This window comes from Pseudomonas sp. S2_A02, from assembly GCF_054668495.1.
Window position 1 is genome coordinate 1218427 of sequence record NZ_CP162776.1, and the last position, 13015, is coordinate 1231441.

The following is a 13015-nucleotide window of genomic DNA, read 5'->3' on the forward strand; positions in this document are numbered from 1 at the left end:
TGCGGACCCGGCCCGGCTGCCTGTTTTTGCGCCTCTACAGGAAACGCCAGCATGTCCAATCCTCTACACACGCAAAGCGCAACCACCCCCTCGGGACTCAAACGCGTAGTGGCCGCCGCCATGGCCGGCACCGTTGCCGAGTGGTACGAATTCTTTCTCTATGGCACCGCCTCGGCACTGGTCTTCGGCCAGTTGTTCTTCCGCCAGACTGACAGCCCGATTGACGGCATCATCGCTGCCTTCGCCTTGTACGCGGTCGGCTTTCTCGCTCGTCCGTTGGGCGGTCTGGTGTTCGGTCACTACGGTGACAAGTTCGGCCGCAAACGCTTGCTGCAACTGAGCCTGGTGGTGGTCGGCATCACAACTTTTCTGATGGGATGCCTGCCCGGCTTCGACAGCATCGGCTATGCCGCGCCAGTGTTATTGGTGCTGCTGCGGCTGATCCAGGGCTTTGCCTTTGGTGGCGAATGGGGCGGTGCGATTCTGCTGGTATCCGAACACTGCCCCGACAACCGTCGCGGCTTCTGGGCCAGTTGGCCGCAAGCCGGGGTACCGGCCGGCAACCTGGTAGCTACGGTCGCGCTGCTACTGTTGTCATCGAACCTGTCGGAGGAACAATTCCTCGCCTGGGGCTGGCGCGTGGCGTTCTGGTTCTCGGCGGTGGTGGTGCTGATCGGCTACTGGATTCGCACCAGCGTCGATGACGCGCCGATCTTCAAAGAAGCCCAGGCCCGTCAGGCGCAGACCAAGCAGCAACAGCTGGGCGTGGTCGAAGTGCTGCGTCATCACTGGCGCGCCGTGCTGGTGGGGATTGGCGCACGCTTTGCCGAGAACATCCTCTATTACACCGTGGTCACCTTTTCGATCACCTACCTGAAACTGGTGGTGCACAAGGACACCTCGGAAATTCTGCTGCTGATGTTCGGCGCGCACTTGGTGCACTTCTTCCTGATTCCGTTGATGGGCTATCTGTCGGATATCGTCGGGCGCAAACCAATCTACCTGACCGGCGCGGTACTCACTGCGTTCTGGGGCTTTATCGGCTTCCCGATGATGGACACCGGCAACAATTGGCTGATCATGGCGGCCATCATCCTGGGCCTGGGCATCGAGTCGATGACCTATGCGCCCTACTCGGCGCTGATGGCCGAAATGTTCCCGACCCATGTGCGCTACACCGCACTTTCCCTGTGCTATCAGGTGGCGCCAATCTTCGCCGGTTCTCTGGCACCGCTGATCGCCATCACCTTGCTCAACAAATATCACAGCTCGACACCCATTGCCTGGTACCTGGTTGGCGCCGCGCTGATTTCCATCGTGGCCGTCGGCCTGACCCGGGAAACCCGTGGCAAGTCCTTGCACCAGGTGGATGCCGAATCCGCTGCGCGCATTGCTGCGCGGGATAGCGCCGTGCCAGCTACACGCCGGAGTGATTCACTGGCCTGAGCCAGATACCTGTAGGAGCGAGGCTTGCCCGCGAAGGCGGCGTGTCAGTCGACATCGATGTTGAATGTGATGGCGCCTTCGCGGGCAAGCCTCGCTCCTACAGGGACCTCACTTTTTTCGACAGGAGTTTTCCATGCCCCAAATCATCGGCCACAACTACATCGGCGGTGCCCGCAGCGCCGCTGGCAGCATCACCCTGCACAGTCACGACGCCAACACCGGCGAAGCACTGCCCTACTCGTTCATGCAAGCCACCGCTGAAGAAGTGAACTCCGCCGCCCAGGCCGCTGCTGCCGCTTACCCGGCCTTTCGCAACTTGCCGGCAACTCGCCGTGCAGAATTTCTTGAAGCCATCGCCACGCAACTGGATGCGCTGGATGATGAATTCGTCGCGCTGGTCACCCGCGAAACCGCACTGCCGACCGGACGCATTCAAGGTGAACGCAACCGTACCAGCGGCCAAATGCGCCTGTTCGCTCAGGTTCTGCGCCGGGGCGATTTCTACGGTGCGCGCATTGACCGCGCCTTGCCTGAACGTCAGCCACTGCCACGGGTCGACCTGCGCCAATATCGGATCGGTGTCGGTCCAGTGGCGGTGTTCGGCGCCAGTAATTTCCCGCTGGCTTTTTCCACCGCCGGCGGTGACACCGCTGCCGCTCTGGCCGCCGGATGCCCGGTGGTGTTCAAGGCCCACAGTGGACACATGGCGACCGCCGAATGCGTGGCCGATGCAATCATCCGCGCCGCCGAGCAAACCGACATGCCCAACGGTGTGTTCAACATGATCTACGGCGCGGGCGTCGGTGAAGCGCTGGTCAAGCATCCGGCGATCCAGGCCGTCGGTTTCACTGGCTCGCTAAAGGGCGGTCGCGCGCTCTGTGACATGGCCGCCGCACGGCCACAACCGATCCCGGTGTTCGCCGAAATGAGCAGCATCAACCCGGTACTCGTATTGCCTGAAGCCCTGATCGCGCGTGGCGAGAAAATCGCCGGTGAACTGGTGGCGTCGATGGTCCAGGGTTGCGGTCAGTTCTGTACCAACCCGGGATTGGTGATCGGTATTCGCTCACCCCACTTCAGCGCTTTTACCGCGCGGCTCAGTACCTTGATGGCCGAACAACCGGCGCAAACCATGCTCAACGCCGGCACCCTCGGCAGCTACGAAAAAGGCGTGCATGCCTTGCTCGACCATCCGGGAATAACCCGCCTGGCAGGCCACGATCAGCACGGTAATCAGGCACGGCCGCAACTGTTCAAGGCCGACCTCAGTCTGCTGTTCAAGGGTGATCGGCTGTTGCAGGAAGAAGTGTTCGGCCCGACCACCATCGTCGTCGAAGTGGCCGATAAGGCCGAGTTGCGACAAGCGCTGAACTGTTTGCACGGTCAACTCACCGCCACGTTGATTGGCGAAGCACAGGACCTGAAGGAACACGCCGATCTGCTGGTACTGCTGGAACAAAAGGTCGGCCGCGTGCTGTTCAACGGCTACCCCACCGGGGTCGAAGTCTGCGATGCCATGGTGCATGGCGGCCCCTATCCGGCGACCTCCGACGCCCGTGGCACTTCGGTCGGCAGCCTGGCCATCGAACGCTTCCTGCGCCCGGTGTGCTACCAGAACTGCCCGGATGCTTTGTTGCCCGACGCCCTGAAAAACGCCAACCCGTTGGGCATTGTGCGTCTGGTGGACGGCGACAGCCACCGCGAACCGGTTTAACAACACGACCTCCTGTGGGAGCGAGCCTGCTCGCGATAGCGGTGTGTCAGTCAACGAAAATGTTGAATCCGATGCCCTCATCGCGAGCAGGCTCGCTCCCACAGAAGTGGGCACCCGTTTCATTCAAGCCAGCAGTGCTTTCAGGTCGTTGTACAACGCCTCGGGAATCTGCACCCCCTCCACCACACTGCGTGCCCGCGCCGCATAACGCCGTTGCGACGGCAAGCGTGCGCCCTGCCCTTCAATGCTCTCAAACAACACTTCGGCCCGAGCCAAATGCTCCTCAGTGGCCGCCCCCAGAAAACGTCGCGGATCCAGCGCGATGATCAACTCGCCATGGTACGGCGAGGACTTGCTGCCCGCGTCATAGGCCAGCGATTCGGCACTGGTCAGATCACCGATCAAAGGTCCGGCGATCAACTCCACCATCGCCGCCAGTGCCGAGCCCTTGTGCCCACCGAACGTCAGCATCGCGCCGCTGTCGAGCACCACATTGGCATCGGTACTCGGCCGACCTTCAGCGTCCACGCCCCAACCCTCGGGAATCGCCCTGCCCGCACGCCGATGCAACTCGATATCGCCACGGGCTATCGCACTGGTGGCGAAGTCGAACACAAACGGATCCTGCCCCGCCCGCGGCCAGCCAAAGGCAATGGGATTGGTGCCAAACACCGGCACGCGTCCCCCGGCCGGTGCCACCCAGGCATGGCTCGGATTACACGCCAGCGCCACCAACCCGGCAGCGGTCAACTGCTCGATCTCCACCCACAGCGCCGAGAAATGCACACAGCGATTGATCGCCAACGCCGCAATCCCGTTGGCCCGGGTTTTCTCCGCCAGCAACCCAAGCCCCGCCTGAAACGCCAACTGCGAGAAACCACCAGCGGCATCCACCCGCACGATCGACGGCGCCTGGTCGATCACCTGCGGTTCGGCATCGGCCGACACCTTGCCGGCCCGCAGGGAATTCACGCAGCCCAGAATCCGGTACAAACCGTGGGAGGCACAGCCATCGCGCTCGCCGGCGATCACCGTCGCCGCCACCGCTTGCGCGTGGGCCAGATTAAAACCGTTGTGCAACAGGATCGATTCGGCCAACTCGCGGGCTTCGATCAAGGTCAGTCGGATCATGCTCATCTCCTTGGACAGACAGGTCAGGGTGGTCTATCCGCAGAGGTGTGGCTTGATGGGTTTGGGCGCGAGGGATGACGAAATTGGCACAGGGGTGGTGAAGGGGCGCCGCGCCTTTCACCCCAATTCGCTTTGCCGGATCAGCTTCTTATCAATCTTCCCGACGCTGGTTTTAGGAATCTCGGCGACGAACTTGAACTGCTTGGGGATCGCCCATTTGTTGATGCGGCCACGCTCGACAAACCCTTGCAGGTGCACCTCCAGGATCTTGCTGTCGAGATACTGCCCAGGCTCGCACACCACCAGCGCCATCGGCCGTTCACCCCATTGCTCATCGGCAATGCCCACGACTGCGACCGACATCACCGCCGCGTGTTCGCTGATCAGGCTTTCCAGTTCCAGGGAGCTGATCCACTCTCCTCCGGTCTTGATGACATCCTTGATTCGATCTTTGATTTCCACTCCTCCCAACGCGTCGATAGAGGCCAGATCGCCGGTGTGCATCCAGCCGTTGTGCCACAGCTCGGCACCCTTTTCGGGCTCCTTCAAATAACCTTGGGTCAGCCAGGGTGCGCGCACCACGATCTCGCCCAGAGACTCGCCGTCATGAGCAACGTCATTGCCATTGGCATCGATGATTTTCAGGTCGACCATCGGCACCGGCGTGCCTGTCTTGATGCGGGTGGGCAACTGGGCTTGCGTGGATTGTTCGAGGTCTTCATCACGCAGGTAAGTCAGGCACAGCAATGGGCAGGTTTCCGACATGCCGTAGCCGCTGTGCACCTGAATACCTTTGGCGCTCGCTTCGCTGGCGATGCCCAGCGTCAGTGCGCTACCACCCAGGAGCATTTTCCAGCCATCGAAACGGGTCTGTGCCGCTTCCTCGCAGCTCAAGATCATCTGCAGAATGGTCGGCACACAATGGGAAAAAGTGACCTTTTCCTCACGATACAACCTGACCAGGCTGTTGGGTTCGTAGCGGCCGGGGTACACCTGTTTGAGCCCCATCAGGGTGGCGACATAAGGCACACCCCAGGCATGCACGTGAAACATCGGGGTGATGGGCATGTACACATCATCGGAACGCAGCAACGGCAGGCCTTGATAGACGCCCAAAGTGCCCACGGCATTCAAGGTGTGCAGGACCAATTGGCGGTGGGTGAAATACACGCCTTTAGGGTCTCCCGTGGTGCCCGTGGTGTAGAAAAGGGTCGCCACCGAGTTTTCATCGAAGTCGGGAAAGTCGTACTGGTCTGCGGCCCTGGACAATACGTGTTCATATTCCCCCAGCACCGGTAACCACGTATCGACTGCTGTGTCGTCCGTGAGCTGCAGGTAACCTTTGACGGTTTCAAGCCGGCCCTGGATCTGTTCAACCAGCGGCAGGAAATCATCATGCACCAGCACCAGGTCGTCCTCGGCATGGTTCATGGTGAAGAGCACTTGATCCGGCGAAAGACGAATGTTCACGGTATGCAGCACCGCACCGATCATCGGTACCGCAAAGAAGCATTCCAGGTAGCGATGGCTGTCCCAGTCGAGCAGGGCCACCGTATCACCGGCCTTGACGCCGGCAGCAGTCAAGGCGTTGGCCAGCCTGCGGATCCGCTGGTTGAGGGTCTGGTAGCTGTAGCGCAGTTTGTCGGCGTAGACGATTTCCCGGCCCGGTTCGTAACGCACGCCGGACAGCAATAATTGCTTGATCAGCAAGGGATAGGCATAGGCGCCATCGGCGGGCGGAATTATTTTTGTCGCCATCATGGTTGTGGTTCCCGGTCCTTTTTACGTGGGCTCAGAACTGCTCTGCATCCAATTGATAGAGGCATTCGCTGCCAGCCTTGGCCGACGCACTCAACGAGTGGATGCGTGGCAGCAGACGGGCGAAGTAGAAGCGCGCAGTGGCCAGTTTGCTGGCGTAGAAATCGTCTTTGGAATGCGTGCTCATGGCAGCCTTGGCCATTCGCGTCCACATGTAGGCGTACGCGGTGTAGCCGAACACGTGCAGGTACTCGACCGAGGCCGCGCCGATTTCATTCGGGTTGCTCTGGGCTCGATCCAGCAGCCATGCAGTCAGTTCGTCGAGGGTGTCGACAGCGGCGTTCAACGGTTTGGTGAACTCACCAAGGTCAGCGCAGGCGTTGGCGGTAAATTTGCGAATTTCCGAAGCGAACAGCCGGTAGAGCGCCCCGCCGCTGCCAACGATCTTGCGCCCGGCCAGGTCCAGTGACTGGATACCATTGGTGCCTTCGTAGATCTGCGTGATGCGCACATCGCGAATCAATTGCTCCTGGCCCCACTCGCGGATGTAGCCGTGGCCGCCGAAGATCTGCTGGCCGTGCACCGTGGTTTCCAGCCCCATGTCGGTGAGAAACGCCTTGGCCACCGGGGTCAGCAGCGACACCAGTTCCTGGGCGCGGGTGCGGGTTGCCACGTCATCGCTGTACTTGGCGGTATCCAGTTGCAGCGCCACGTAGCTGGAGAACGCACGCCCGCCCTCGTTCAAGGCTTTCATGGTCAACAGCATGCGTCGTACATCCGGGTGCACGATGATCGGGTCGGCGGCTTTTTCCTTGTTCTGCGCGCCGGTCGGTGAACGGCTTTGCAGGCGGTCACGGGCGTATTCGACCGCGTTCTGGTACGAGCGCTCACCCAACGCCAGGCCCTGGATGCCCACGCCAAGGCGTTCGTAATTCATCATGGTGAACATCGCCGCCAAGCCCTTGTTCGGCGCATCGACGATCCAGCCAGTTGCTTCGTCAAAGTTCATCACACAGGTGGCGGATGCCTTGATGCCCATCTTGTGCTCGATGGAACCGCAGGACAGCGCGTTGCGCTCACCCAGCGAGCCATCGTCATTGACCAATACCTTCGGCACCAAAAACAGCGAAATCCCCTTGGGACCGGCCGGTGCATCCGGCAATCGGGCCAGCACCAGATGGATAATGTTTTCGGTGAGGTCGTGCTCGCCGCCGGTGATGAAGATCTTGCTGCCGCTGATCTTGAAACTGCCGTCGGCCTGAGGTTCGGCGCGAGTGCGAATCAAGCCCAGGTCAGTGCCGGCATGCGCCTCGGTCAGGCACATTGAACCGGTCCAGGTGCCGGCGTACATGTTCGGCAAGTAAGCCGCTTTCAGTTCTTCGCTGGCGTGGGCATTGATCGACAGGCACGCACCGGCGGTCAGCATCGGGTACAGGCCGAACGACAGACTGGCCGAGTTGATCATTTCTTCGACCTGAGCCGAAATGGCCTTGGGCATGCCCATGCCACCGAACTGCGGATCGCCGCCAACACCCACCCAACCGCCTTCGGCGAATGCCTGGTAGGCCGCAACAAAACCGTCCGGCGCCGTGACCGAGCCATTGCTCCAGGTGCAGCCCTGCTCGTCGCTGCTGCGGTTCAATGGCGCGATCACTTCGGCGCTGATCTTGCCGGCCTCTTCAAGAATGGCGGCGGCCGTTTCTTCATCGATCACCTCGGCCAGGCCAGGCAATTGGGCCCATAACCGGGACACCTGGAAAACCTCGTTGAGTACGAAGCGCATGTCGCGCAAAGGAGCTTTGTAATCAGACATCGTTGGCTTACTCGGAAGTGGTCAGGGCATGCGACATGCCGGGACGTTCAGTGGATTCAGTGTTTTCGGCTGACGCATCGGGAACAGGCTCAACCGCCCGTTCGCGCAGCAGGAAGTACGACAGGGCCGGGATCAGGATCAGCGCGCCGAGCATGTTCCACAGGAACATGAAGGTCAGCAGGATGCCCATGTCGGCCTGGAACTTGATTGGCGACCAGACCCAGCACACCACGCCCGCCGCGAGGGTGATGCCCACCAACCCGACCACCCGGCCGGTGAACGACACGGCGTTGCGGTAGGCCTGGGACAAAGGCAAACCCTGGCGCTGGAAGTGCAGTTGCACGCTGAGCAAGTACAGGGCGTAGTCGACGCCGATGCCCACGCCGAGGGCGATCACCGGCAGGGTAGCGACCTTGACGCCGATGCCCATGGCCACCATCAACGCCTCGCAAAGGATCGAGGTCAGGACCAGTGGCAACAGGGCCACCAGGGTTGCGCGCCAGCTGCGGAAGGTGATCAGGCAGAACAGCGTCACCGCCGCATAGACGTACAGCAGCATGGTGCGATTGGCCTCACGCACCACAATGTTGGTCGCCGCCTCAATCCCGGCCGACCCGGCCGCCAGCAGAAACTGGCGATCTTCGCTGTTGTTCTCCCGGGCGAATTTTTCGGCGATGCCCACCACGGCATCCAGGGTCTCGGCCTTGTGGTCCTTGAGGAAGGTGATCACCGGCATCAGCGAGCAATCGGTGTTGAACAACTCCGGGGAGTTGACCGAGGCCTGCTGCGCGGCGTAGTTCAGTACGTCCTGATTGCGCTGGATGCTGTTGAGTTTGGGGTTGCCTTCATAAGTACCGGCGGTGATTTGGCGCACCGCATTGACCAACGAAGCCGTGGCTTGTACGCCCGGATACTGCTGCAGCTCCCAGGCCAAACGGTCGGCGAGGACCAGCGTCTTGTAGTTCAAGCAGCCTTCCGGCGCGGTCTTGATCATCACCGCGAACAGGTCGCTGGACAGCGCGTAGTGGCTGGTGATGTAGGCGTTGTCACGGTTATAGCGAGAGTCGGCACGCAGCTCCGGTGCGCCACTTTCCAGGTCGCCGATCTTCAGCTGCAAGCTGACCATAAAGCCGCCGATGCCCATCAATACCGCGACCAATACCGCCCCCGTGGCCCATTTGGCCGTGGTGAAGCGGTCGAGCAAGTCCCACAGTTTGCCGAAGCCTTTGTGCCCTTCTGCGCGCGTGTCGATTTTCAGCGCACGCTCGGCAGCCTTGGTGCCGACGCCGACATAAGACAGCGCCACCGGCATCAGCAACAGCGAGGTGAAAATCAGCACCGCCACACCGATACTGGCGGTGATCGCCAGGTCGCGGATCACCGGAATGTCGATCAGCATCAGCACCGCGAACCCGACAGCGTCGGCCAGCAACGCGGTGACGCCGGCAATGAACAGACGGCGGAAGGTGTAGCGTGCGGCGATCAGTTTGTGGGTGCCACGGGCGATGTCCTGCATGATGCCGTTCATCTTCTGCGCCGCGTGGGACACACCGATGGCGAAGATCAGGAAAGGCACGAGCACCGAGTAAGGATCGATGGCATAGCCCAGCCAGGCGACGATGCCCAGTTGCCAAACCACCGCAATAAGCGAGCAGCCGACCACCAGCAAGGTGCTGCGCACGCAACGGGTGTAGGTGTAAATGATGATCAGCGAAGTGGCGACGGCCAGGCCGAAGAACATCATCACCTGAATTAGCCCGTCGATGAGGTCGCCCATCAGTTTGGCGAAACCGATCACCCGGACTTTGTACTGGCCCTTGCCCTCCTCCCCGGCCTTGCGTGCAGCGCTGTCACCTGAGAACTCGATCTGGTCGCGCAACTGCTCTTCAAGCATTTGCGAAAAGGCGTGGTAGTCGATGCGCTGACCGCTGGCCGTGGCCTTGTCCAGCAGCGGCACGATCAGCATGGTCGATTTGTAGTCGCTGGCCACCAGACTGCCAACGATACCGGCACGGGAAATGTTCTGGCGCAGCTGTTCTATTTCTTCAGGCTTGCCTTGGTAGGTATCGGGCATCACCGGGCCACCCTGGAAACCTTCCTCGGTGACTTCGGTCCAGCGCACCGCCGGGCTCCACAACGACTTCATCCAGGCGCGGTCGACGCCTTCGGTGACGAACAGCTGATCGTTGACCTGTTTGAGTACGTCAAGATAAGCGGGGTCGAAGATATCGCCCTGGGTGTTCTCCACCACCACCCGCACCGAGTTGCCCAAACCGCGTAGCGACTGACGGTTTTCCAGGAAATTCTGAATGTACGGCTGGCTCTGCGGAATCATCTTCTCGAAGCTTGGACGCAGCTCCAGGCGAGTTGCGGCCATGTAGCCCAACACCACGGTGGCCAGCGCCATCAGCAGCATGAACAGCGGACGGTAGTTGAATACCAGCCGCTCGAGCAGGTTGCCGGAATGGCGGTCGAAATCCCGCAGATCGCGGATCACCGGCATGGTTTCTTGTTTGGTATGGCCCATGTCTGGGTTCTCGCTCTAAGGGTTCGAGGGCTTATTCAACGGACAGCGTCCGTGCACCACGGCTGCCAACCACCACCAGCGCACCGTCGGCGGACTGAGTGGCGCCGGTCACCGGTGTCGGTGCCGGCTGCTGAACCAGATGCAATTGCGCGCCTGCACCCTGGCTGACCAGCATCTGCCCGCCCTGGGTGAACAAGCGGTAGTTGCCACGGCCATCGACGAGGCCGGCAGTGATGCTGACGCGCAGACCACTGTCCAGCGGGGTCCAACTGAAACCGCCGTCGGTGCTGCGCAGCACATTGCCGCGCAAGCCGTAGACGAGCGCTTCGCCGGGCTTGCCGAGCACACCGAAAAAACTGCCCTGATAGGGTGTCTGCACGGCGGCGAACCGCTGTTGGGTGTCATCCCACTTGAGCAATAGGCCTTGCTCTCCGGCGATGTACAGCGCATCACCGGTGGAGGCGATGGCGTTGAGGTGAAAGCCCTGCGGGTTGTCGGTGCGGTCCTGGAACGGCGTCCAGCTCTGGCCGCCGTCTTCGGTGCGCAGGATCAGGTTGAACACCCCGACCACATAGCCGAGGCGGTCGTTGGCAAACCAGACATCGAGCAACGGTTTGTCGGCGCCCTGCGCCACCAAACGCTCACCTTCGGCGACCAGCAGTGGCCATTGTTCGTTGCCCGGTTCTGCACTGGCCAACGCGCCGTAATGCTTGACCAGCAAGGCACCGATCTCGCGGCCGTCCAGTTGCTTGCGCCAAGTCGCGCCAGCATCACTGCTGTGCAACACCACGCCGTCACCGCCCACCGCCCAGCCTTGGGTGGTGGAAGGAAAACTCACGGCATTGAGGTCGGCACTGACCGGCACGGCGGCCTGTTGCCAGTGTTTGCCGGCATCATCGGAATACAGAATGTGGCCACGCTGCCCGACGGCGACCAGACGATCGCCGGCGCGAGCCATACCGGATAACGGGCTGTTGACGGCCAAGGCGCTGACCCTGGCCGGTAGATCCAGCACGTCGACATAAGCGGACGCCTGGCTCAGGCTCTGCAACATTGCAAGCAGAGCGCCGAGCGCCAGCTGCAGGTAATTCTTGTACGAACACATACCGCGTCCTCTTCGGATAACCGTGCCGGGACACACGTCCGTGTGCCTGACGTTCCAACCTGGCGTGCGAAACGATCGGCATGCGCCGACCGTCGTGCGGCCCCCTGCCTTGCAGGCGGCGGACCGAACGAACGCTTTGTCACGGTTTGCTTAGCGAATCCCGGCACCTGCCAGCGACTCCGGCGACCACTGCGCCTTGGAGAGCGGGTCGATGTATTTGATACCGCCGTAAGGCCCTACCACGCCGTTGATGTTGTAGGAACCACCCACCAGGTCGTAGATCATGAAGGGCGTGGAGTCTGGGATCTGCTTGTCATAGCTTTGGCTGAGGAACGCGAAAGAGCCACGGTACAGCTGACCACGGGCGTCATATTGGTCAGAGGCCAGAGCGGTCCAGCTGTCTTCATCGAGGTAGAAGCGACGCTTCTGATAGATGTGCCGGGCACCAGACTTGAGGTTGCCCTCCACCACCCAGACCCGGTGTTTTTCCCAACGCACGTATTCAGGTGACAGGTGATTGGCGGTGGTCAGCGATTTGGGGTCCTGGGCATAAGTCAGCTTGTAGGTGTTGTAAGGCACGATCATTTCCTGCTTGCCCACCAGCTTCCAGTCGTAGCGGTCCAGCGCACCGTTGAACACGAACACATCATCGTAGGTGCCAGCACCGGCGGTACCGGGGTTAGGCGTGTCGTAGGCCAGGTTCGGTGCCAGTTTGACCCGACGCTGGCCAGGCAAGTATTGCCAGGCGCGGCGCGGTTGCTGCAGCGGGTTGGCGGCGTCCTTGAGCATTATTGCTTCGCCGGCACGGCGTGCCGGGCCGGTATAGGACAATTTCATCTGGTAGTACACGTCGGCGCTGCTGATCGGCTGTGTCAGGTTCTCGTAGATCGGATAGGAAATGAACGCCTGCCCGGTGATCGCCAGACTCGCAATGCCTGCGGAATCGACGTTCCAGGAGTCGTACTTGGAGTTGATGTTGACGCCCTGAAAACGCAACAGGAAGTTCCACATGGCCTCGTTGCCCGACTGCGGAATCGGAAACGGCACACCGGGCAGTACGTTATCGATGGCCAACCCGCCCTCAAGGGACTTGGCCCCGGTGGCATTTTTCACCCCATTGTCCAGCACAGCCTTGGGCAAAGAGACGGTACGGTGGGTCGGGTAGACATTGACGTGGAAGCTTGGGAAACGCTTGGCCAGTTCCGCCGTGGTTGCACTGAGCAAGCCCTTGTACTGATCGACGTTTTTGCCATCGATCACCAGCAACGGTTTTTCGTTGACGAAGGGATCCGGACGCATGCTGTCACCGGATTTGAAACTGGCCGGCGGCGTGGTCAGGCCACCGTCATAGGCCGGAATGGAACCATCAGCATTCCCGGCCTTTTCGGCGCCCACCAGGGTCAGGCTGCTGCCCAACCGGGCAGCGTCCTGAGTTGAAACAGCGGCCTGTGCCTGGGCGGCAAGGACCATAGCCAGCGAAGCGGCCAACACGGTTTTTGCGAATTTCATCTTGTTATTCTC

Annotated in this window: 8 protein-coding genes; 2 read left to right on the forward strand and 6 right to left on the reverse strand. The window is 61.1% G+C overall.

What is annotated here, in order from left to right:
• Positions 1-51: 51 nt before the first annotated feature.
• Both abaF and AB4O41_RS05355 read left to right on the forward strand, forming a co-directional pair.
• A complete protein-coding gene (gene abaF, locus AB4O41_RS05350; protein ID WP_460146584.1) occupies positions 52-1446 on the forward strand; it encodes a fosfomycin efflux MFS transporter AbaF in 1395 nt (464 codons plus the stop codon).
• Between the two features lie 133 nt (positions 1447-1579).
• Positions 1580-3160, forward strand: a complete 1581-nt coding sequence (locus AB4O41_RS05355; RefSeq protein WP_460146585.1) for an aldehyde dehydrogenase (NADP(+)) — start codon at positions 1580-1582, stop codon at positions 3158-3160.
• A 123-nt stretch (positions 3161-3283) separates the two neighbouring features.
• Here AB4O41_RS05355 and AB4O41_RS05360 read toward each other — a convergent pair whose 3' ends face one another.
• The 6 genes from AB4O41_RS05360 to AB4O41_RS05385 form a co-directional block, all read right to left on the reverse strand.
• Positions 3284-4291: an Ldh family oxidoreductase gene (locus AB4O41_RS05360; protein WP_460146586.1), complete on the reverse strand. Its 1008-nt coding sequence runs from the start codon at positions 4289-4291 to the stop codon at positions 3284-3286.
• A gap of 117 nt (positions 4292-4408) precedes the next feature.
• Positions 4409-6052 (reverse strand): fatty acid--CoA ligase, encoded by a 1644-nt coding sequence (locus AB4O41_RS05365; RefSeq protein ID WP_460146587.1) that lies wholly within the window; start codon positions 6050-6052, stop codon positions 4409-4411.
• A gap of 31 nt (positions 6053-6083) precedes the next feature.
• Positions 6084-7862, reverse strand: a complete 1779-nt coding sequence (locus AB4O41_RS05370) for an acyl-CoA dehydrogenase C-terminal domain-containing protein (protein ID WP_460146588.1) — start codon at positions 7860-7862, stop codon at positions 6084-6086.
• Positions 7863-7869: 7 nt separating this feature from the next.
• Positions 7870-10389, reverse strand: coding sequence for an efflux RND transporter permease subunit (locus AB4O41_RS05375; RefSeq protein WP_460146589.1), 2520 nt, complete (start codon positions 10387-10389; stop codon positions 7870-7872).
• A 31-nt stretch (positions 10390-10420) separates the two neighbouring features.
• Complete coding sequence (locus tag AB4O41_RS05380) at positions 10421-11494, reverse strand: WD40/YVTN/BNR-like repeat-containing protein (protein WP_460146590.1); 1074 nt, start codon at positions 11492-11494, stop codon at positions 10421-10423.
• A 150-nt stretch (positions 11495-11644) separates the two neighbouring features.
• Positions 11645-13003: a DUF1329 domain-containing protein gene (locus tag AB4O41_RS05385; protein ID WP_460146591.1), complete on the reverse strand. Its 1359-nt coding sequence runs from the start codon at positions 13001-13003 to the stop codon at positions 11645-11647.
• Positions 13004-13015 lie beyond the last annotated feature (12 nt).